The organism is Pantoea sp. AN62, assembly GCF_050432985.1.
Lineage (GTDB): Bacteria > Pseudomonadota > Gammaproteobacteria > Enterobacterales > Enterobacteriaceae > Pantoea > Pantoea brenneri.
This window is the reverse complement of the sequence record NZ_JBNPYB010000010.1, coordinates 159730-180948: the sequence shown is the minus strand read 5'-3', so window position 1 is coordinate 180948 and position 21219 is coordinate 159730. Positions and strand designations below refer to the sequence as shown.

Here is a 21219-nt window from a genome sequence, read left to right as displayed (position 1 = left end):
TGGGCAAGCCTCTCGGCTCACCTGGACAGATTATCCCGCGTCTTAAGTCAAACAATGGGAAGAAAAGACGCGGGTTTTACGCTTACCTTCAGCGTTTGTCGCTATCAGGCAAAAGTGTCGACCGCGCCATTACCGTTTACCCGTGCCTGAAGAGCGGCGGGAACGGCAATCGGCGTGATGTCGGTGTCACTATCCTGAGCGAGAGAGAAGCGGCCATGCTGTCCATCGCGGCGCGCCTCCTGCTGTTGCTGGAAGTTCTGGCCTTGCGCGGAACTGTCACTGCTGACCTGACTCTCACCCAGGTGGATTCCGCTCTCTGCCAGCGCACTGCGCAGCTGCGGAATCGCGGCTTCCAGCGCCGCTCTGACGTGGCTATGGCCGGAAACCAGATTAATTTGTGCCTGGTCGTTATCCAGTTTCAGGCTGATCTGGATGGCGCCCAGGTCTGCCGGATGTAAGCGCAATTCGGCGTTTTGCTGACCGTTGCGGCTGAACATCACAATTTGCTGGCTTAACGCCTGCTGCCACTCATCGCTGCCCAGCTGCGCATTCAGCATCGGGGTCGAGGGCGTGCTGGTGGTCGACGACGCCATTACCGGCGGCGCCAGGCTGCTGGCGCTGGAGATCGGCGTGCTGGTGATCAGCGAATTATCGCTGGCACTGGCTTTGATGGCGGCCTGATCGTCCTGTCGGGTTAAATTGCTCAGCACCTGCTGAAAACTGCTATCCAGCGTCTGCGCGGGGCTGAGGCTGTTACTGTTCACCGCAGCCGTGCTGCTCTGGCTGGCTGTGCTACTCACCGCGGGCGCATTCAGCGCGGCGGTTTTAACCCCAGGCGAACTCTCCGCGCCGGGTTCTTTGCTCGCCTGATCGCTGCCGGTGAGCATCTGTGCCAGTGACGTCAGGCTTTTGCGCGCGCTGTCGTTCTGGACAGCCAGTTCACCCTGCGCCTCACTGACCGGGCTGACGGCTGCGCTGGTGGCGGCCGGCGTGGTCGGTAACATGGCGAACAGCGCCTGCACATTTTGCATATCGCTGGCACTTAAGGGCGCGGCTTCTGACTTGTCTTTATCATCGGCTGATTTTGTGCCGGCTTTAATATTTTCCGGCTTAAACAGTGCGCTTAGCGCCGCCGGATTATCCAGTGCGGCGATCAGGGCATTCAGTGGTGCGCCAGGCTGCGCATCGGTGTCGCTTTCTGTTTTGAGATCAGCCGATTGCGCCGCTTTTCCCTGCTGTTTCGCCAGGCTCAGCAACTGGTTTCCCAGCGCGGTCAGAAAGTCGTGCGGCAGGGCATCGGTGCCGGCAGCTGCATCGGTTGAAACTGATGTATCCGCGTCGGTTTTCACCGCCGCTTTCATGGCAATGTTTGGCAGCGTAATCATTCGCCTCTCCTCAAAGCGGCCCGTTGGGCAAATTCATCCATCCGTTTCTGGTCGAGACGGTTTTCCTGTCGTAATGCATTTTCCTCTGCCCGGGTGATCAGCGTCTGATAGGCGTTCAGCCGCTGCTGTTTCTCACGCCAGTTGATCAGCGCCTGCTCAAGACGCTGGTTCCAGTTATTGAGCTGGTTGCGGTGCTGATCGATCGCTTTTTCCAGCGTCTGAATAAACTGGTGGTAGTTGGTCCAGCGGGTGCTGGCAATCCCGGTCGACATATCGTCATTCAGCTTGTTGCGATATTCGTCCTGGTAGTCGAGCAGCATGGTCAGCTGCTCATTGGCAGCCTGCTGACCGCGACGCATATCGCCGAGATAGATGGCGGCGCGTTCCAGATCCTGTTCCGCTAAATCGCGTAGCGTGTCGATGGCATTTGCAGTTTTCATTGCCGTTACCTCGCGTTAATCGCGTCGATTAGCCGAACAGCGCATGCAGATGCAGGCAGGCGTCGTCATAATCGCTGCGTTCGAAAATGCCCTGTTGCAAAAAGGCTTCCATCTGCGGATAGAGTTTGATCGCTTTATCCAGCATCGGGTCGCTGCCTGCGGCATAGGCGCCCACGCTGACCAGATCGCGGTTACGCTGGAAACTGGACAGCAACTGCTTGAACTGGCGTACGCGCGCATAGTGGTTTTCATCAATCAGCGAGGTCATCGCACGGCTGATTGAGGCTTCAATATCGATCGCCGGATAGTGACCGGCTTCTGCCAGCCGCCGCGACAGCACGATGTGACCGTCGAGGATGGCGCGCGCCGAGTCAGCAATCGGGTCCTGCTGATCGTCGCCTTCGGTCAGCACGGTATAGAAGGCGGTAATCGAGCCGCCGCCGTCGATGCCGTTACCGGCGCGTTCCACCAGCGCCGGCAGCTTGGCGAACACCGACGGTGGATAGCCTTTGGTGGCCGGAGGTTCACCGATCGCCAGCGCGATCTCACGCTGCGCCATGGCGTAGCGGGTCAGGGAATCCATGATCAGCAGCACATGTTTGCCGCGATCGCGAAAATCTTCGGCGATGCGGGTGGCGTAGGCGGCACCCTGCATACGCAGCAGCGGCGAAACGTCAGCCGGCGCGGCGATCACCACCGAACGCGCGCGGCCTTCGGCACCGAGAATGTTCTCGATAAAATCTTTTACTTCGCGACCACGTTCGCCGATTAGCCCGACCACAATCACGTCGGCTTCGGTGTAGCGCGCCATCATGCCGAGCAGTACGCTTTTACCGACGCCCGAACCGGCGAACAGGCCCATACGCTGGCCGCGTCCTACCGTCAGCAGGGCGTTAATGGCGCGAACGCCAGTGTCCAGCACATCGGTAATCGGGGTACGCTGCAGCGGGTTGAACGGCGGGGTGATCAGCGGCGCGCGGTAACCGGTATCCGGTGACGGCAGGCCATCCAGCGGGCGTCCGCTGCCGTCCAGCACCCGGCCCAGCAGCTGCGGACCCAGCAGCATTTGCTTACCGGCCTGCGGGTTTTCACCGTTCTGCAGTGCGTACACCCGCGCGCCCGGTAAAATGCCATCCACTTCTTCCAGCGGCATCATCAACAGTTTTTGTCCGTTGAATCCCACCACTTCGCTTTCGATCTCGCTGATGGTTTTGCCATCATTACGTTCAATGATGCAGGTCGCGCCGAGCGGTAATTGCAGGCCAGTCGCTTCCAGCACCAGGCCGGTGGCACGGGTCAGTCGCCCGTAACGGCGTACCGGCTGAACCTGAGCAATTCGCTTTTCGAACGCGTCGAGCGCGCCCAGCCAGCGATTGAGCCGAGTGGTCATTACACTTCTCCTGGCGCGGCAAGGCGGCACAGTTCCTGCCAGCGCGTCGCCACGCTGGCATCCAGATCGCCATCTTCGGCGCTGAGTTTACAGCCGCCTGGATGCAGGGTACTGTCCGCCAGTAAACGCCAGCCGTGCAGGTCGAGCGTCGGGCCGAGCGTCTGCTCGATACGTTGCAGATCGTCCGGGTGCACCCGCAACTGCGGCTTGCCGTTGAACATCGGTTCCTGCTGCAGTAATCCCTGAATCTGACGCAGCAGGGCGCTGCCATCGACCGCAGTCGCCTGGCCAATTACCGAGCGGGCGGCTTCAAGTGCCAGCTGCATCAGGCGCGAGGCGATAACGCTGTCCAGCGACTCCAGCGTGTTCTGGAACTCGGTGACCAGCTGCTGCATCCGCGCCTGTAACGGCGCGTGCTGCTGCTGAGCATCTGCCAGACCCTGCTGAAAACCGGCTTCATAACCGCTTTTCTGACCTTCGGCAAAACCCTGCTGCTGACCTTCGTTGTAACCCTGGGCCTGTGCCTCTTTACGCATCTGCTGTTGCTGACGTTCGAGCAGCAGCTGCTGCTCATCAACCCCGGAATCAAATTCGGTGATCTCGGGCAGCGGCTCCGGTTCAGGCTGGTCGAAGCGGCCTAAATCGGCCGGCTGCCACAGTTGCCATGGGCGGGCAGAAAATGCATCAGACATAGGTTTCCTCGCCACCACCAATCACCATCTCGCCCGATTCGGCTAAGCGGCGCACCACCAGCAGGATTGCTTTCTGCTCGTTTTCCACCGCCGACATCCGCACCGGACCGCGGTTGGCCAGATCGTCGCGCAGGATATCGGCCGCACGGGCTGACATGTTTTTGAGGAATTTTTCGCGCAGCGGCTGTTCGGCACCTTTCAGTGCAACCAGCAGCTGCTCGGACTCCACTTCCTGCAACAGGCGCTGGATACTGCGGTCGTCCACTTCCACCAGGTTTTCGAACAGGAACATCTCGTCGATAATTTTCTGAGCCAGTTCGCCGTCGAAGTCGCGTACTGCTTCGATAACCGCTTCTTCCTGCTGCGTCTTCATCAGGTTGATGATCTCGGCTGCGGTTCTCACGCCGCCCATCTTCGCGCGCTTGAGGTTGGTACCGTCCAGCAGACCGTTGAGCACTTCGGTCAGTTCGGCCAGGGCCGCTGGCTGGACACCGCCGAAGGTGGCGATACGCAGCATCACATCGTGACGCAGACGTTCGTCGAACAGCGCCAGAATATCCGCCGCCTGACCACGCTTGAGGTGGACCAGGATGGTGGCGATGATCTGTGGATGCTCGTCGCGGATCAGGTCGGCAGCTGCCTGCGGCTCCATAAAGTTGAGCGTCTCCATCCCGCTGGTGGTTTCGCGGGTTTCGAGAATATCTTCCAGCAGGCTGGAGGCGCGCTCTTCGCCCAGTGCTTTGATCAGCACCGAACGCAGGTAATCGTTGGAGTTAAGGCTCAGCGCCGCAAACTGCTCGGCATCGGCTTCAAACTCGCGTAACACTTCCGTCAGCTGCTTGTGCGAGACCTGACGCATATTGGCCATCGCGGCGCTCAGGTGCTGCACTTCACGCTGGTTCAGGTGTTTGAAAACTTCCGCTGCGCGCTCTTCGCCGATAGTCATCATCAGGATGGCGCTTTTTTCGGTTCCGGTCAGACTCATAGCTCTTTACTCATCCATTCGCGAATCACCAGCGCAACAACGCGCGGATCGTTTTCAGACATGTCGCGGATGCGTTGACTCATCACCTCTGCGCTCATGCGGTTGTTAGACTTACGTTCCTGATCCAGCTCATCTTTGCTGAGCTGAACGCTATAGGCTTCTTCTTCTGCCGGTTCAGCGGCATGGGCAGCAGCAGCTTCTGCAGCGGCTTTCTCCGCAGCCTGCTTACGGACCAGATGCGGACGGACCAGCTTGCGATACAGAATGAAGGCAACCAGAGCAACCAACAGCCATTTACCGGCATTCATCAGCTGATCAAAGAACGCTTGCTGCTGCCAGAAGGGCAGATCACCGGTCGTCGGTTCGGTGGTATTGAACTGCGAGTTCACCACGTTCACGCTGTCGCCGCGGGTCTGGGAGTAGCCCATCGCTTCACGGGTCAGGTCTTCAATCTGCTTCAGTTGCTGTTCGTTCAGCGCAACCGCTTTCCCTTTATCGTCTTCGCGATAGTTGACCACCACCGCCACCGACAGACGCTGGACATCGCCGACGTTGAGCTTGGTATGACGAATAGTGCGGTCCAGCTCATAGTTAACCGTGTCATCACGGCGTGAGTTGGTCGGCGTGCTGCTGGCCGCGGCGGTGCTGGTGGTCTGGCCGGCATTATTCTGTCCGTTAGCATTCTGACCATTGGCGTTCTGACCGTTGGCATTCTGGCCGTTAGCTGCGGGTGCATTGACCGGCGCGGTGTTGGCTGGCGCAGGCTGGTTGGACAATGCGCCCGGTACGCCGCCCGGATAAGGGCTGCCTGATTGATCGCTGGTGCTGGTCTGACGCGAGCGAATCGCGGTAGCAGATGGATTCGCATTAGGCTGATATTTCTCATCCGTCTGCTCGCTGGTGTCGAAGTTGATCTGCGCGGTAACCTGCGCATGCACGTTGCCCTGGCCCAGAATCGGATTCAGGATCGCTTCGATACGTTGCTGATAACGCGTTTCAACATCAGAGGCATACTTCAGCTGAGCATCATTCAGATCGCGGCCGACGCTATCGGAACGGGTCAGCAGGCGACCGGTCTGATCGACCACGGTAACGTTACCCGGCGGTAAACCCGCCACGCTGCTGGAAACCATGTGGGCGATGGCCTGAATCTGACCTTCATCCAGTGCACGGCCAGGCTGCAGGGTTAAGGTGACCGACGCCGACGGTGCTTTCTGCTCACGGACAAATAAGGTGGGTTTAGGCATCGCCAGATGGACGCGGGCGGTTTTTACCGGACCCAGCGATTCGATGGTGCGAGCCAGCTCGCCTTCCAGCGCGCGCTGATAGTTGACCTGCTCGCTGAACTGGCTGATACCGAACTTCTCTTTATCCAGCAGTTCGAAACCAACCGAGCCGCCTTTCGGCAGACCCTGTTGTGCCAGACGCAGACGCAGCTCGTGGACCTTCTCATCCGGCACCATCAGTGCGCCGCCGTTCTCGGCGAAGCGGTAGGGAATGTTCATCTGCGTCAGCTGCGTGACGATTTCACCGCCATCTTCATTCGACAGATTGTTATAGAGAACGCTGTAGCTGGGCGCTTTGGCCCACAGCACCATCGCAATCACGATAGCGATAACGGCGGCGGCGGCGACGACTAAAGGAATACGCGGATTTGCGCGCAGGCGAGCGAGAAGGTCACCGAAGCCTTTCTTTTCTTGATCTTGTGTGGCGGCTGCACTCGCATTCATGACCGATTCCTGCCTGACGTAATTGACCGGGTTAGTTGAGATGGCAAAACAGACTCCCTGACCTGCGTAGATAAAATTTCCACTTCAATGCCAGGCATTATTTGTTGAAACCAAAAATTCGATGGCTGGATAAGCCGGGTTTTTTGCTGTCATTTAGCGCCTTTGTCTCATTGACAACGTGTTAGATTTTTGAACACAGAAAAACCCCACTCTTTTATATGAGGTATCGTTAATGTCCATTCAGGCAATCGACGGCGTACTGCAACAGCTTCAGGTCACCTCGCTGCAGGCGAGCAACCGCAGCAGCGAAGCCCCTAACCAGATCGATTTTGGCGCCACCATGAAAGCTGCGCTGGATAAGATCAGCGAGACGCAAACCACCGCCCGTAGCCAGGCGCAGGATTTTGAGATGGGGAAACCCGGTATCGCGCTGAACGATGTGATGGTCGATCTGCAGAAATCGTCTATTTCTATGCAGATGGGGATTCAGGTCAGGAACAAGCTGGTGTCGGCGTATAGCGATATTATGAATATGCAGGTTTAGTGGGACTGGTTGAATCCGCAATCGTGCGCACCAGAAGGCTGGCAAGATGGAGCAGGGCGCTAAGCGCGCTGACCTGCTCACAGCTATTGTTGCGAGCTGACGGCAGTCGGGCGAACCAGATGCTGTAGCGGATCGTGTGGCGAGTCGATGTGTAACCGCGTCAGCTGCAATGATATTCATCAGTTATACTGCTGGCAGACAAGGATCGCGTCGACAGTGTGCGCATACCCACTGCCCGCCGCGCCGTTCCGATTTCATCAGCCATCAGCAGGTCGCCGCGACAATGATAAAAACGTTCATCTGGTTACTTTCACTGACCTCTCTTTCTGCTTCTGCATTTACCGCGCTGCAATGTGGGCCTTTCGACCTGAAAGCCGACCAGAAGGGGACGGTTACGGTTAACGGCAACAGTGCGAAGATTAAGAGCACCACCTTTCTCAAGGCTAAAGACGATTACGATAACGTGAAGTTGCACTGGCGGGTCAAAAACGCCAAAGCGCCAGGCATGATCGATATGGATCTGGTGACCCGTGAGGGGAAATCGTTGTTGGATGCTGAGATCGTCCGCACCAGTCAGAGTCAGATAAAAATCCGCGGCAGCTACGATTGCGAAAAGAAATAATGGACGCGGCAGGGCGGCAAAGATTCAGTCTTGCCGCCTGCGAAAACGGCCTGTGTGCGTAAGGCGGTAGCGGTGACCCTGGCAATGCAGCCGGACCTGCGCAGTCACTGAAGCGAGTGCCGGCTGAATGCGGCGCGGCGTTACTTGATTAAATGACGTAAGCGGTGTTGATTATCAACCAGCCACTGTGGGAAATGCTCACTTGTCACCGGCAGAATCTGCATTTTGCGCGGGCGGTTCCAGATATCAATATTGTTCTCGACACAGCGTCGGATGTGGTCCGGATTGTTAAATTCCGGTCGGTCATGCTCCGTATGAGAAATACAGGACATTTTTTCACTGATTCGTTCATCACTCATCACCCAGGAAAAATGCCATCCGCCCTGTTTAATCACCCGGGTGCGTAAGTTGAGCCACTTCCAGCGAAGCCAGTTTTCACGGATCGACGTCCCACGGCGTTTTACGTTGCGCAGCAGTTCCGGTTGTCCTTCAAAGAACTGACACAGGGTTTTATAGGTCACCATTTTTGCCAGGGTGGCGCAGCGCGGTGTGCCGTCATCATTTAACACCCGCACGTTAAATTTAAAATTGAAATATTGCTGATGCAGCGTGGTGCATAAATGATGGTGGCTGAATTGCTCAATCGCCTCGGGTAACGGAATTTCATCGACGTCTGACACAATAATAATGTCGTCGTCTTTGGCGTCCTTCAGGCCGCGCATAATGGTATTACGTGCAATGGTTTCATTTTCCCACGGGTCAGTTTCGCCCGCGTTAACCATAGAGCTGTTTGATTTAAACGCCTGCTGATGAAAAGTCGGTACCGCATCATTCACCACATAAATAATCTTATCGCGGAAGCGGCTAAACTTTTCGATATCGAAATGGAGTTTCTCGCGTTTCTTGCCGGTGAAGGTATAAAGCGATTCAACAATGACAAAGCGGTCAACCACATGCTGAAGGGTGTTTAAACGCATCTCCAGCAGCAGGTCTTCGTCATAGTATAAAAAACAGTCATAAATCATCAGAGTAACAACACACCAAAGAATAAACCGGCCTAACCTATCAGAGCAATCTGACAAAATGAAGCACAAAAAGCTAAATTCTTGATCGTACCCTTACGATTTCTTAGCAGACAGCCGCTGATCCACCAGCAACAGGCCTGATAGCGTAGGGAACTCAGACAGCGCTCTTACACTCAGCAATCATCGTCGCTACCGCAGCGCGGATATCTGCCGCCTGGGCGTCATAAACAAAATTCACGCTGGTTTCGCTGTGATTAAATTTGTCTGTTTCGATCCAGGCAATAACGGTTCCATCACCTTGTTCAAGGTTATAGCGTTGCGCGCCGCCGGGCAGGGGATCATCCCGTTCAAGCGAAAGACGCTGATTAATCGCGGCTGAAAACAGGCAGGACTGCACCTGATAAGGATGCGCATTAAAATAGGCGGTTTGCAGATGCGGATGTAAGCCGACCCGGCCGGTATCGACGCAGCCAGCAGTAATGCTCAACATGAGCAGCAATATTATTTTCTTCATCGGTTCAAATCCCGTCACTTTTGCCTTCATCTCACTGCCCTTTACAGGACGATCCGCAAGCAGCGTGCGGCGTGAAAATTGTTTTGCCCGCCACTGCGCGAATCCCGCTCAGGGTGGTCTGAACTATACTTATCTTTTTTCTGACAGGAGGGCGAAATGATCAATCTTCGAGAGATGAATGAGAAAATTCATCAGGTGCTGCAGGCTGACGAACCGTCCGGATTCACTGAGCAAACCGCTGAACGGGTGTTAGCGGTAGTAAAGTCGTACTGGCAGGACGGCGATGAGACGATAAGAAACGACATCACGCAGAAGCTGTCGCGACTGGAACATTCTGGCGTGCCATTCCCGGAAAATTATCTCGATAAGCTATAACGTGGTCACAATAGCGGTGCGCCCCTGAACGGGGCGCGTTGCGGCGTATCAATTTGCTTTATACGGATCTTTTTTATCATCCTGACTGTCATCATTCTTGCGTGGTACTTCGCCGTGATCTTTCGGCGCGTCAGTAGCAGGATGATCGTCTTCTTCATACGCATTGCCTACGTGCGGTGCCGCTTCCGGCAGGCTCTTGCTCACTTCACCTTCGTGTTTACGTTCTTCATTGGTTTTATGTTTAAACATGGCTAACTCCTTTTGTTCAGTGTCTTAAGTCTAGACCAGCCGTCGTCAACCTGACGGGACGGAGCGGCCTGAAATAAAAAAAGCCCGCGCGAGGCGGGCTGAATCGGAGTTTTCTCTCGTGTGGTGCACGGCATTATTCGTTGCGTGTCTGTGTGCAGCGGGACCATGCTAACCGTGCCAGGCAGACGCGTGAATGGACAAATCTGTTATCTCACGTGCGGCAGGTCACAAATTAATCGATTAATAAATTCGATTGAACGGATTAGTAAAAAGCATATAGTGACCAGCGTTACCAGGAGATTGAAATTATGTTACGAGACTATTTAAAGATTGAAGCTGATGATCAGCTGATTAAAAACGGCACCGTGAGCCTGAAAAATCGCGGACAGGAAGACGTGACCGAATGGACCATCGTTAACCCGCACGGTGTCAAGAAAGGCGGCGTGACCCTGTTCGACAAACTGAGCACCCGCCGCTCATGGTGTGTCGGCTATCGCATCACGCAGACCGATCTGCACGGTAATGTGGTGGTGGATAAGCTGACTGACGCATTGTAAGTTGCCTGACCTTTGTCGTCATTTGCCGTAGTAAAGTGTGTAATTTGAAGTAATTAACCCGCATCGCAGCGGGTTTTTTTATTCAGCGCTGACGGTAACGACGCAGTTCGACCAGCGTGCCGGCCAGCCTGAGGCCATCGCGACCAGAGTGCATCAAAGGAAAATCGACGTTAACCGGCGCCAGTTCAAACTGCGTAATGCCGTTTTCCGGCTCGCGCAGCCGGTAAGTGCGCAGCAGCGCAACGTTCTGCTGCAGCGCCAGTACGCTGTCACCCGGCATCGGTGATACCGCCGGATCAATGATCACCACATCATCACGCAAAATGGCAGGCGCCATCGCCAGCTCCCCAACCCGCACGGCAAAACTGCGCTGAGAAAGTGCCATATCGTTATGCATCAGAAAATCGCATTTCACCGTACCGGCATCCTTCAGCCACGGCACCACGTCGCGCTGATTCAGTAAGGGAATCTGATGCAGCCCGGCAAATCCACTTTCGCTGAAAACAGGACCATCGCCATCTATCAGATAGGCCGGTGCGCAGCCCAGCGATTCCGCCAGCCGCAACAGATTCTCACCGCGCGGTAACGTCTCTTCTTTTTCCCACTGTGAGATCGCCACATGGGACACTTTTACCTGCTCCGCCAACTGCTTCTGCGTTAATCCCAGGTTTTTTCTTCGGTGGCGAATACGGTCGCCCAGCGTTTCGTTTTTCATCTGCTTGACATTCAGGTTAAGAATGACTTAAGTATACTTAACCCTGGTATTTAAGCAATCTTAAATTTCAGGCAGGGGACGTGCCTGTTGTAGCACGCCGTGGTGTTCCAGTGACCTTACCGGGTAGAGGGGTGCGGCATGGAAAGTAGTTTAATTACCAGTATGGGTGCGTTGGTTTTGGGTGGGGGCGCGGCGGCACTGTTCTGGAAACCGTTATTGGCGGGCATTGCGTCAATCGTAACCAGCAATCGGGCCGGCGGCGAAATTATAACCAGTTACAAAGAGCAGGTGGTGTTGCTGAAGGAGAGCAACGTACTGATACGTGAAGAGAACGATGAACTACGCGAACGACACGACAAAAATTTGCGGCGTATCTCCATGCTCGAGACCGATCTTCGGCTGATCAAAAATGCATTAGGTATTTTGCTGGCCATGACCGAGACCGATCATAGCGATAAGTTCCGCAACGAAGTCGATCGCCTTATCTCAACTCTGGAGGATCGCAGCGATGGTTACGATAAATAGTCCGGTTACACCCATGCTCCTCAAACGCAAGGTTATTCTCGGCGGCGTGATGCTCGGCTGTTCGATGATCTGCGTGCTGATGACCATTCTGTTTCTTTACGTCAATAATGCCGCCAACAAGCGGGTGGAGGAGATTCGCAAGGATTACCGCAATGTCGCCGCAAAACGAGATGCGCGGGTGGATTTGCTAACCAATCAGGTGAGTGCGCTACAGCATAAGCTCGATGCGATACCGGACCGCACCGCGATCAAAACGGTCGATAAGGTGAAGGAAGTGGTGATTGAAAGTGAGGGGCCTGCGACGCATTCCGGCCGTAAACCGTAACTTCCGATTATTCTTAGTGCGGCTTCGCTATTATCGACTAGATTTAAATCTCCGGGCGACATTTTCTTTCGAGATTTTCGCAGGAAAGGCGCCCGCAGGTTGGCCGGTTGATGAACCGCTACGCCAAATCACTTTGGATAACTGACCAGAAGGACATTTAGCATGAGCGATTCAACAGAAACCAAGACCAAAAACGATTATCTGCGTGACGTGACCTCTCAGCTAAAAGAGATGCGACACTACGCGCAAACCAACACCGAGACCCTTTCAACTCATTGGTTAGCCTTCGATGCGGGTGAATACAAAGATAAGGTGAACGCCGATCGTATCGATGCACTACTCAACAAGCAGGGTAAGATGCTGGAAGATCTGGATGCCGCCATTCAGGACATCGAGATCGAAATTAATCACAGTGAGCAGGAGAGTTAATTGACCTCCCGCTAACTGATGCGGTGGCCGGTAAAGGATTAATCGGCCACCAGCCACATTTCCGCTTCGTCGAACATCTCTTCAACTATCCGCGCAATCGTCGCTTTATCGTTCTTACTCAAATCAGTATCAATCGCGTTACGTTCCATCGGCTTGACCTTAACTTCAATGTCAGGAAACACCCGATGCACCCGTTTTTCCAGCTCTTCGAGAATCATCTCGCGAGCACCCGGCAAACCGGCTACGTTTCGCTTGTCATAAATCAACTCAACAAACATGATGGCAATCCATTCAGGGCAAAATCGCAGAGATATAATACTGTAAATAAAAACAGTGGCAAGGCGATGCGCCCGATTACGGCTAATTTTTTTTATGTTATGCCGGACTGCATCCTGGTCTGGCTTATTGCGGCATCATCGCGACATAATGGCACTCCATACATCAGGAGAAGTGCGATGCGACAACTGGTCATTGATATTCTGCTAAAACTGGCAAAAATGGACGTCGACGCGAAAGAGCTGACCGCTCAGCTCGAAGCGCAATCGCTGCTGGTTGCTGCGTTGCTGGTGCAGGCCAAACAGGACAATACGCTGACCATCACCGAGACGGTACAGGATGCGATTGTCACGGCTTCACGTTCATCGACCGAGTTTTTGCAGTCCGACGTTGACCTACTGCTGACGCACATTAATCGTCTGCTGGCGGTGGCACAGTATGTGGAAGTTAAAGGAAAGATGGCAGAAGAAGAGTAGCGACGGGAAAAAAATTCGCCTCTGGAGGTGGAAATCCAGCAACACCTCCAGAGGCAGTGCAAAAGCACTATTCGTTCAAGGACAATCACGACCGAAGTCGTACGATGAAGTTATACACTTTCCTCGTACTTGTACAACTTTATCGGTGGTTAAACCACTGGTTGGAGGTGTATAAAAAATACACCTTCCCGTCCCGCCCGATCAGAGTTCGTTTTTGATGCAAAACTCTTCCCAGCTCATCCCCAGCGATTCAGCATGTGATTTGAGATAGGTCTCGATTGCCTCAGCCGCCACGGCTTTGTCTGGTTCAGCCAGTTGAATCGAAAAAATCATTCCATCCAGATTCTTCTGACGTAAAAAGGCCGCATAGATGCGTTCAGCGTGCCATTCACGCAGCTGGCGCAGGGAAAGATTGGCAGCGCGGGCATCGCTTTCGGTCAGCTCATCAAGCGCCGCCTGGAAATCGGGATGGGCGGTAAAGAACATTTCGCGCGCCTGCGCGTAATACGCTTCTGGAGTTTTCATAGCCAGGTTCCTGAAAGTCAGTTGCAGCGCGTCAGTGTAGCGGGTTGTGCCTGACTTGTCAGGACGCGCGCAAGCAGACTGGCGCGTTAGCGGATAAATGTCGCTTAGCATCGGCTGAGTTTGCCTGAGTTGCGCGGCAGCGCTAAAAAAACCGCGCCGGGCGCGGTTGGATCAGCCAGATACCTTGCGCACCTCAGGGGAAAAATTATAACGTAGCCGCCATTGATGCGATCTTAGGGATTAAACATGAAAAAGTGGATGCTGATTGCCGCGCTGGCGCTGAGCGGATGTGCACAAATCAACGACTATGACAGTGCGGTACAAACGCCGGCACCGGCTAATCTGCAGGGTAACTGGCAAACGGTCGGTCCGCAGCGTGGCCTGATTAGCGGTCAGGCGATAGGCAGCCTGATTATCAATGCGGATGGCAGCACACTGGATTGCCGTCAATGGCAGCGGGTTATCGCCAAACCGGGCAAACTGACCTTGCTGAGCGGCGATTATGTCAACGTCACGCGTCAGGTTCGGGTAATGCCGCTGGTGGTTGATAACGGTGAACTGAACTATGACGGGCTGACGCTGCGTAAAGTGGCACGTCCAACCGTAGAGTGCCAGCAGGCGCTGGACGAAGTGGCGAAGCAACCGAAGGCCAGTGTGATCCAGAATATTGAGCCCCAGCTGTTGCACACCCGCATCACAGAAAACAATGCGGCGGCAGTCGCGCAATAAATGATGCTGGCAGGGCATTGGCCCTGCCAGAGCTTCTGTTACTCTTACTCTGCGACCACCCAGACGCTGACGCTGCCCGCGTTACAGACAAACACCGCATTACCCTGATCATCGGCGGTAATGGTTTCTTCGCGGTTCGCCAGATAATCACGCCACACCTTACCGGCATAGCCTTCGCCCATCGCCACGCTTTTCTCGCCTGCATCGCCATTCGACATGATAACCACACAGCCCGGCTGGGTTTCGGTGCCGCTGCGGCTAAAGGCGACACAGTTGGGATGGTCGAAATAGTCGGTCTGTGCGCCCCAGCCATACTGCTGGCGCGCGCGGATCAACCCTTCCAGCTCCGGGATCACCGGCATCTCAATCTTATGTTTCTCGCCGTCGCCGCCGGTATCTTCATAACTGGCACCGAACAGATCGGGATAGAAAATGGTCGGCACGCCTTGTTCACGCAGCAGAATCAGCGCGTAGGCCAGCGGTTTAAACCAGGCTTCTACCGGCGCTTCCAGCGACTGCAGTGGTTGCGTATCGTGGTTGGCGACGATCGTTACCGCATGCCACGGATCGGCGACCACCAGCGAATTAGCAAAGATCTGGCTCAGATCGTAAGCGCTGCCGGCGGTGGAGGCCTGATGGAAGTTCATGTGCAGTGGGGCATCAAACAGCATGGTTTTGCCTTCCACCTGATGCACATACTCCTGCAGCTTATCGGTTTCAAACGACCAGTATTCAGCGACGATAAACATCGGCTCTTCAGCCACTTCCTGAATGTGATCGATCCAGTCTTTATAGAACCAGGCCGGAATATGTTTCACCGCATCCAGACGAAAGCCGGTGCACGGCACCTGTTCCATCACCCAGCGTGCCCAGTACTTCAGCTCTTCGCTCACCGCCTTGTTGCGGAAATCGATGTTCGCGCCCATCAGATAGTCGAAGTTGCCCAGCTCATTATCGACCTGATCGTTCCAGCCTTCGGCGGTGTAATCGTTAATGATTTTGAAGACGCCGTTTTCATCCGGGTTTTCAATATGGTCTACGCCGCTAAAGCATTTGTGGTCCCAGACGAATTTTGAATATTTTCCGTTGCGCACCGGAAAGGTGAATTTAGTCCAGGCTTCGCATTCGACCACGTCGTCATAAATTTCGTCGCGATTGTCCGGATTGACGCGGTTGATGCTGATCTGTTCTTTTTCATCGGCACCCATTTTATGGTTAAGCACCACGTCCAGCACTACCCCGACGTTGTGGCTGCGCAGCGCCTCGACGGCTGCCAGTAACTGCTGCTTGTCGCCATATTTGGTGGCAACGCTGCCTTTCTGATCGAATTCACCGAGGTCAAACAGGTCATAGCTGTCGTAACCAACAGAATAGCCACCTGATTCCCCTTTATAGCTGGGCGGCAGCCAGGCCATGGTGATGCCAATTTCACTGAGCCAGGCGGCACGATCGGCGATTTCCGGCCACAGTTTGCCGCCATCCGGGTAATACCAATGGAAAAACTGTAATAACGTCGGGTTTTGCATCTACTGCACTCCAGGGGGATGATAAGAATCAAGTATGGAGTAAGCGGCAAAAAAGAGGCGCCGCGCTGAAAAATAAATCTCAACGCGGCGAGAGAGGGCAGATTATCAGGAGAGGGTTTCGCGTGGCACCATCACCACACCGCCCTGATTACCGTAGGCGGAAAGCACCGATTTCTGGCGGCTGTTCTGGCCGACCAGCGAAGCCAGTTCATCCATGCGCGCCTGCAACAGGCGTTTCACTTCACTTTCGTTATCCAGAATATGGCGCAATACCGGGCGCAGTTGCTCCTGAACCTGAACCGATGGGGCGGCAGCCTCTGTCGATTGCGCTAATGATTGCACCGCGCTGACATACTCCATCTCCCGGCTGATCAATTCATCCCATTCGCCCTGCGCCGCGTGACGCAGCATTCCCTGGCTGAGATCGAGTAACTGTTGGTAAACGGCAATCAGATGCGGTGCAATAATCATTAAACGGCGTCCTGAATCAGGTTAGGTTGAACCACTTCTTTCCACGCGTCCGCGATGTTGCGCAGTAAGCCTTCGACTTCTTCGACAGCTTCAACATCATTGTGCAGGTTGGCCTGCAGCAGGCGGCGCGTCATGTAGTTGTAAAGACCCAGCAGGTTATCTGCCAGCTCATCACCACTGTTTTCACTGAGGCCCTGTTTCAGACCTCCTTCAATGATATTGATGGCTTTAGAGATGGAATTACCTTTGCCTTCAATATTGCCATCCTGCATAAACAGACGAGCGCGAATCAGCGCGCTGAGCGCGCCGTCGAACAACATCACCACCAGCTGCTGCTGGCTGGCGCTCATCACGGCGCTTTCCACGCCGATTTTTGCATAGGCTTTGGTGCCGGTAGCGCTGTACATGGTCACCCCTTGTTAGGATTTACTTGAACTGCTTGATGATGTGTCGAACTGCTGCGACAGATAAGAGCTGGTGGTATTGAGCTGGCTCATGATCACATCAAGCTGGGTAAACTGTGCTTTATAGCGCGCAATATCGTCGTCGATACGATCGCTGGTGGTCTTATAGAGAGCGGTAAGATTGTTCAGCGTTTTACTGACGCCATCGGTTGCCGCCTGGACAATCCCTTTGGTTGACAGCCAGCCGGTCAGGCTGGTGGCGATAGTGGTGGTAATACCGGTGGTTTTGCCATCGCCGACAATCATCTCTTTCACGCCCGCGGCATCTTTATCCAGCGCGGCACTCACTTTGGTTGAATCAATCACCAGCGAGCCGGTGGTCGGATCGGTGGTAATGCCAATCTGTCCCAGCGACTTATAGGTTGAAGAGCTCTGCGCATTGGTCAGCATGCCTTTCAACTGGGTCTGGATAGTGCGCAGGGTGCTGTCACCCAGCAGGGCACCATTGCTGGAATCCTGAGAATCCGCACCGGCATCAACCTTGGTGTATTTAGTCAGGGTATTAAACTGATCTAACAGAGAGTTATAAGCATCGACCCAGCTGCTGATGGCGCTGGATGCCTTGGAAGTATCTTTAGTAATGGTCAGCGTCTGGTTGCCGGTCGTGGTGTCAGACAGGTTTAAGGTGATCCCTTCCAGCGCATCACTGATCTGGTTGCTGCTGTTTTCAATCGCCACATTGTTCACGGTCAGTTTGGCATTTTGCGCCGCAACGCTTTGGGTCAGCACATTGCTGCTGGCCGACGCGTCATAACCCACAATTCCCTGCAGCGTGGCGTCGCCGGTGACGGCAATTGAGGTCACTGCATTATCACTGCCGGTCTTGTTGGCGGTCATGGAAAGGCGGAAGCTGCCGTCCGATACCTTAATGATGCTGGCGGTGATACCGGCATTCGCGCCATTAATCGCGTCACGCATGCCGGTCAGCGAGGTCTGGTCACTGGACAAGGTGATGCTTTTACTGGTGCCATCTTTCAGCGTGATAGCAATGCTGCGACTGGCGACGGAGCTGTCACCTAATGCGTCGGTATTGCTGCTCTGCACCGCTGAGGTCAGGGTTTGCGCCTGCGCCAGCTGGGTTACGTTGATGGCATATTTGCCAGCAACCGTTGAACCCGAAGTGGTCGCGCTAAACGCGCTGGAGGTGCTGGTCGCAGTCGTTGCGGTAAACAGGTCAGCACTGTTCAGCTTGGTGTTGGCGGTCTGAAAAGTAGAAAGCGAACTCTTCAGCGTCGCATAAGCACTGAGTTTGGCTGTATAAGCCGACTGCTGGTTAGAGATAGGGGTCAGCGCACTTTTCTCTGCGGTTTCCAGACTGTCGAGCATAGTACTGAGTGGCAGGCCTGAACCTACGCCAAGGTTGGTAATACTAGCCATGATAATTCCTTTATAAGGTCGACAAGGAGAATGATTACCAGGGTTATCGGCCTTGATTAACTAAAGTTTAAAATTATTTGCCTTAGGGTAATGAGGTAAATAAGCACTATAGAGAAGGGTATTTCGACGACTAGAAAATTAATCAATTAAGTCTAAAGAACTGCGGCAGGGTGGCGATAACCAAAAGCGTGACAGGTTGAAGCAAAAAAATTCGCCTGGTACTAAAAAAATTCTAAAGGTTGTTTAACGGCAGACGATAACAACTTTGACGGCGCTGAAGCCGGCGGGTTGAAGCCCACACCTTAACCGAAAGACTTGATTAACAGGAAAATTTATCATGGCCCAAGTCATTAATACCAACAGCCTCTCGCTGATCACTCAGAACAACATCAACAAGAACCAGTCAGCTCTGTCTACTTCTATCGAGCGTCTGTCTTCTGGTTTACGTATCAACAGCGCAAAAGATGACGCTGCTGGTCAGGCGATTGCCAACCGTTTCACCTCTAACATCAAAGGCCTGACTCAGGCTGCTCGTAACGCCAACGACGGTATCTCTGCTGCGCAGACTACTGAAGGCGCACTGTCAGAAATCAACAACAACTTACAGCGTGTTCGTGAACTGACTGTACAGGCTCAGAACGGTACCAACTCTGATTCAGACCTGTCTTCAATCCAGGACGAAATCAAATCACGTCTGGACGAGATTGACCGCGTTTCTGGTCAGACTCAGTTCAACGGCGTGAACGTACTGGCTAAAGACGGCAAAATGTCTATCCAGGTTGGTTCAAACGACGGTCAGACTATCGACATCGACCTGAAGAAAATTGACTCTTCAACGCTGGGTCTGAAAGGTTTCTCTGTAGATAAAACTTCGGTTTCTGTTGGTGATGCAATTACCCAATTGCCGGGTGCTACCGCTGGAGCTGCTCCGGTTAAAATTGCTTTTGATGCAACTGTTGCTCAAGACCTTGGCATTACCGATACTTCAAAATTAAGTTTACACAACACCAAAGATGCAAATGGTGATTTGACCAACCAATATGTGGTTCAGAATGGCGATAAGTCATACGCAGCTACAGTTGGAGCTGATGGTAAAGTCACTCTGAACAAAGCTAACGTAACCTACACTGACGTTAAAAACGGTATTGATTCAGCCACTCAGTCTGGTCAACTTGTTCAGGTTGGTGCTGATTCAACCGGCGCGCCAAAAGCGTTCGTATCAGTTCAGGGTAAAAATTACGGTATTGCAGATGATGCACTTGTTAACGATGGTGGTGATGCAACCGCAACAACTCCTACTACAACAGGTACTACTGTTGAAAATGCTACTGTTAACCTGAGCACTGGCACTACTGGTGGCGCAACTCCTACAGCGGTTACTGCTACTGATGAATTCGCAGGCGCATCAACCTCAGATCCATTGGCTCTGATTGACAAGGCTATCGCATCTGTTGATACCTTCCGTTCAAGCCTGGGTGCGGTACAGAACCGTCTGAACTCAGCGGTAACTAACCTGAATAACACCACCACTAACCTGTCTGCAGCACAGTCTCGTATTCAGGATGCTGACTACGCAACTGAAGTTTCAAACATGTCTAAAGCGCAGATCGTACAGCAGGCGGGTAACTCAGTGTTGGCTAAAGCTAACCAGGTTCCACAGCAGGTTCTGTCTCTGCTGCAGGGCTAATCGCCTTACCTCTGAACATAAACCCCGCTTCGGCGGGGTTTTTTTATGCCTGCCATATATCCTTTTTGCCGTTAGTTTGTCTGAATCAATCTACAAAGAATCCAGCCAAAGAATAGCTAAGTCAGCGCTAAGCATTCGTTACTTTTTCAGCCACAGCGCGATGAGCCGTTTCTGCCAGGCAGTGTTTAAAAGTAAACAAGACAAACTTTAACCCATGGTTATCACCTGGGTGTGCAGCCCGTGTTGCGCTTTTGATTTGAGTTTATGATGAAGAAAAAGGTATCATTTCATTCATGGAAATATTTTGTTACCTGGATGAAATGAATCTACATGCACACTTTCATTATCAATCTCGATTCTTCAACTGAACGGCGCGCAACGATTGCTAAACAATGTGAAACTGCAGGAATTCCCTATCAGTTTATTCCTGCCGTAAATGGTAAGCAGCTGAGCCAAAAGGAAATTTCTCAGCATACCCGCTCGGTCAACTATGCTTTTAAACCGGGTGAAATAGGCTGTGCGTTGAGTCATCTGAAAATTTACCAAAAAATAGTTGATGAGAATATTGCGCAGGCATTGATTCTGGAAGACGACGCGTTATTAACCGAACAGTTACCTGAAGTCTTATCCAGCCCTGCAATGCAACTTCCTGTAGATAAGCCTGTGGTGGTGCTGTTATCGCAGGTTAATAAATTTGTTAATAAGGTTGTCGCGCAAATAACGCCAACCACCGGTCTTTATCCGGTATACAGTGCCACTACCTCTCATGCCTATGTGATTAATCTCGAAGCCGCCAGACGACTGCTGAAGCTGCTTTACCCGGTCTGGATGGCAGCTGATAAATGGTGTCTGTTCGAGGAGCATGGCGCATTCCGGTTATTGGCTGTCTATCCTGCGCCGGTGTTACTGCATGACGTGGCGCAACATACCACCATTCAGCAGTTTGATGATGTTGACAATCACAACAGACAAAAACGGGCGATCTGGACCAGCATAATGGCGAAACGGCCACTCAGCGCAAAAATCCGTCAGCGTTATCGCCGGGCGGTGGTACCGCTTCTGAACCCGATTGTTGATGTCAAAGCCGGGCTAAAAGAGTCGGGCCAGTAACACACCCGGTATTCAGAGGTGCAGGCATAGCTTTCCAGCAGAATTAACCCCCCGTGCCACGGGGTAGCCATGCCGG

General features: G+C 53.5%; 27 protein-coding genes. 11 read left to right on the top strand and 16 right to left on the bottom strand.

The features are described from left to right. Positions 1-104: 104 nt before the first annotated feature. Genes FHW04_RS13650 through fliF form a run of 6 tightly spaced genes read right to left on the bottom strand, consistent with a single transcriptional unit; the run spans position 105 to position 6622 of the window. Complete coding sequence (locus FHW04_RS13650; RefSeq protein WP_089562456.1) at positions 105-1385, bottom strand: flagellar hook-length control protein FliK; 1281 nt, start codon at positions 1383-1385, stop codon at positions 105-107. Continuing rightward, positions 1382-1825 carry a flagellar export protein FliJ gene (gene fliJ / locus FHW04_RS13645; RefSeq protein ID WP_089562457.1) on the bottom strand — a complete coding sequence of 148 codons (444 nt, stop codon included), beginning with the start codon at positions 1823-1825 and terminating at the stop codon, positions 1382-1384. The genes FHW04_RS13650 and fliJ overlap by 4 nt, the downstream gene beginning before the upstream one ends. 28 nt (positions 1826-1853) lie before the next feature. Continuing rightward, entirely contained in the window at positions 1854-3215 is a 1362-nt protein-coding gene (gene fliI / locus FHW04_RS13640) for a flagellar protein export ATPase FliI (RefSeq protein WP_046288251.1), read from the bottom strand. After that, positions 3215-3907 (bottom strand): flagellar assembly protein FliH, encoded by a 693-nt coding sequence (fliH, locus tag FHW04_RS13635; RefSeq protein WP_089562458.1) that lies wholly within the window; start codon positions 3905-3907, stop codon positions 3215-3217. The genes fliI and fliH overlap by 1 nt, the downstream gene beginning before the upstream one ends. Beyond that, the gene (gene fliG, locus FHW04_RS13630) at positions 3900-4892 is read right to left on the bottom strand and encodes a flagellar motor switch protein FliG (protein WP_031377087.1); all 993 of its coding nucleotides are present in this window, start codon (positions 4890-4892) and stop codon (positions 3900-3902) included. Before fliG ends, fliH begins: the two co-directional genes overlap by 8 nt. Then, positions 4889-6622 carry a flagellar basal-body MS-ring/collar protein FliF gene (gene fliF, locus FHW04_RS13625; RefSeq protein ID WP_089562459.1) on the bottom strand — a complete coding sequence of 578 codons (1734 nt, stop codon included), beginning with the start codon at positions 6620-6622 and terminating at the stop codon, positions 4889-4891. Before fliF ends, fliG begins: the two co-directional genes overlap by 4 nt. A gap of 232 nt (positions 6623-6854) precedes the next feature. On the opposite strand from fliF, the gene fliE reads away from it, so the two are divergent. Beyond that, positions 6855-7166: a flagellar hook-basal body complex protein FliE gene (gene fliE / locus FHW04_RS13620; protein ID WP_069729200.1), complete on the top strand. Its 312-nt coding sequence runs from the start codon at positions 6855-6857 to the stop codon at positions 7164-7166. Between the two features lie 283 nt (positions 7167-7449). After that, positions 7450-7788 carry a hypothetical protein gene (locus FHW04_RS13615; protein ID WP_031375077.1) on the top strand — a complete coding sequence of 113 codons (339 nt, stop codon included), beginning with the start codon at positions 7450-7452 and terminating at the stop codon, positions 7786-7788. A 140-nt stretch (positions 7789-7928) separates the two neighbouring features. Here the strand turns inward: FHW04_RS13615 and FHW04_RS13610 are convergent, their stop codons facing one another. Further along, on the bottom strand, positions 7929-8813 hold the full coding sequence (locus tag FHW04_RS13610) for a benzoate transporter (RefSeq protein WP_031375078.1): 885 nt from the start codon (positions 8811-8813) through the stop codon (positions 7929-7931). A gap of 154 nt (positions 8814-8967) precedes the next feature. Beyond that, entirely contained in the window at positions 8968-9327 is a 360-nt protein-coding gene (locus FHW04_RS13605; RefSeq protein ID WP_089562467.1) for a hypothetical protein, read from the bottom strand. Between the two features lie 156 nt (positions 9328-9483). On the opposite strand from FHW04_RS13605, the gene FHW04_RS13600 reads away from it, so the two are divergent. Beyond that, the gene (locus FHW04_RS13600; protein ID WP_031375079.1) at positions 9484-9702 is read left to right on the top strand and encodes a hypothetical protein; all 219 of its coding nucleotides are present in this window, start codon (positions 9484-9486) and stop codon (positions 9700-9702) included. A 48-nt stretch (positions 9703-9750) separates the two neighbouring features. Here the strand turns inward: FHW04_RS13600 and FHW04_RS13595 are convergent, their stop codons facing one another. After that, positions 9751-9951, bottom strand: coding sequence for a hypothetical protein (locus FHW04_RS13595; RefSeq protein WP_089562460.1), 201 nt, complete (start codon positions 9949-9951; stop codon positions 9751-9753). A 308-nt stretch (positions 9952-10259) separates the two neighbouring features. On the opposite strand from FHW04_RS13595, the gene FHW04_RS13590 reads away from it, so the two are divergent. Then, a complete protein-coding gene (locus FHW04_RS13590) occupies positions 10260-10508 on the top strand; it encodes a hypothetical protein (RefSeq protein WP_031375081.1) in 249 nt (82 codons plus the stop codon). 82 nt (positions 10509-10590) lie between these two features. On the opposite strand, the gene FHW04_RS13585 is transcribed toward FHW04_RS13590, so the two are convergent. Next, positions 10591-11223, bottom strand: a complete 633-nt coding sequence (locus tag FHW04_RS13585; protein WP_089562461.1) for a helix-turn-helix domain-containing protein — start codon at positions 11221-11223, stop codon at positions 10591-10593. A 138-nt stretch (positions 11224-11361) separates the two neighbouring features. Here FHW04_RS13585 and FHW04_RS13580 point away from each other — a divergent pair, with 138 nt between their 5' ends. From FHW04_RS13580 to FHW04_RS13570, 3 genes are all read left to right on the top strand, one after another. Continuing rightward, a complete protein-coding gene (locus FHW04_RS13580) occupies positions 11362-11748 on the top strand; it encodes a hypothetical protein (RefSeq protein ID WP_031375083.1) in 387 nt (128 codons plus the stop codon). A 13-nt stretch (positions 11749-11761) separates the two neighbouring features. After that, positions 11762-12073, top strand: coding sequence for a hypothetical protein (locus FHW04_RS13575; RefSeq protein ID WP_306456931.1), 312 nt, complete (start codon positions 11762-11764; stop codon positions 12071-12073). Positions 12074-12235: 162 nt separating this feature from the next. Continuing rightward, complete coding sequence (locus FHW04_RS13570) at positions 12236-12502, top strand: hypothetical protein (RefSeq protein ID WP_031375085.1); 267 nt, start codon at positions 12236-12238, stop codon at positions 12500-12502. 38 nt (positions 12503-12540) lie between these two features. Here FHW04_RS13570 and FHW04_RS13565 read toward each other — a convergent pair whose 3' ends face one another. Beyond that, complete coding sequence (locus tag FHW04_RS13565; RefSeq protein ID WP_031375086.1) at positions 12541-12780, bottom strand: DinI-like family protein; 240 nt, start codon at positions 12778-12780, stop codon at positions 12541-12543. A gap of 177 nt (positions 12781-12957) precedes the next feature. On the opposite strand from FHW04_RS13565, the gene iraP reads away from it, so the two are divergent. Next, positions 12958-13254, top strand: a complete 297-nt coding sequence (gene iraP, locus FHW04_RS13560) for an anti-adapter protein IraP (protein ID WP_031375087.1) — start codon at positions 12958-12960, stop codon at positions 13252-13254. 201 nt (positions 13255-13455) lie between these two features. Here iraP and FHW04_RS13555 read toward each other — a convergent pair whose 3' ends face one another. Beyond that, positions 13456-13779, bottom strand: a complete 324-nt coding sequence (locus FHW04_RS13555; protein WP_031375088.1) for a DUF6388 family protein — start codon at positions 13777-13779, stop codon at positions 13456-13458. Between the two features lie 246 nt (positions 13780-14025). Here FHW04_RS13555 and yedD point away from each other — a divergent pair, with 246 nt between their 5' ends. Beyond that, on the top strand, positions 14026-14508 hold the full coding sequence (yedD, locus tag FHW04_RS13550) for a lipoprotein YedD (RefSeq protein WP_069729202.1): 483 nt from the start codon (positions 14026-14028) through the stop codon (positions 14506-14508). Positions 14509-14552: 44 nt separating this feature from the next. Here the strand turns inward: yedD and amyA are convergent, their stop codons facing one another. The 4 genes from amyA to fliD all read right to left on the bottom strand — a co-directional run bounded on the left by amyA (position 14553) and on the right by fliD (position 18346). Beyond that, positions 14553-16034, bottom strand: a complete 1482-nt coding sequence (amyA, locus tag FHW04_RS13545) for an alpha-amylase (RefSeq protein WP_089562462.1) — start codon at positions 16032-16034, stop codon at positions 14553-14555. A gap of 105 nt (positions 16035-16139) precedes the next feature. Continuing rightward, on the bottom strand, positions 16140-16505 hold the full coding sequence (gene fliT / locus FHW04_RS13540) for a flagella biosynthesis regulatory protein FliT (protein ID WP_031375091.1): 366 nt from the start codon (positions 16503-16505) through the stop codon (positions 16140-16142). Beyond that, positions 16505-16912 carry a flagellar export chaperone FliS gene (gene fliS, locus FHW04_RS13535; protein ID WP_031375092.1) on the bottom strand — a complete coding sequence of 136 codons (408 nt, stop codon included), beginning with the start codon at positions 16910-16912 and terminating at the stop codon, positions 16505-16507. Before fliS ends, fliT begins: the two co-directional genes overlap by 1 nt. Positions 16913-16924: 12 nt before the next feature. Next, positions 16925-18346: a flagellar filament capping protein FliD gene (fliD, locus tag FHW04_RS13530; protein ID WP_089562463.1), complete on the bottom strand. Its 1422-nt coding sequence runs from the start codon at positions 18344-18346 to the stop codon at positions 16925-16927. A gap of 337 nt (positions 18347-18683) precedes the next feature. On the opposite strand from fliD, the gene FHW04_RS13525 reads away from it, so the two are divergent. Together FHW04_RS13525 and FHW04_RS13520 are read left to right on the top strand one after the other, a co-directional pair. After that, positions 18684-20033: a flagellin gene (locus FHW04_RS13525; protein ID WP_089562464.1), complete on the top strand. Its 1350-nt coding sequence runs from the start codon at positions 18684-18686 to the stop codon at positions 20031-20033. Between the two features lie 330 nt (positions 20034-20363). Beyond that, positions 20364-21143, top strand: a complete 780-nt coding sequence (locus tag FHW04_RS13520; RefSeq protein WP_089562465.1) for a glycosyltransferase family 25 protein — start codon at positions 20364-20366, stop codon at positions 21141-21143. Positions 21144-21219: the final 76 nt, after the last annotated feature.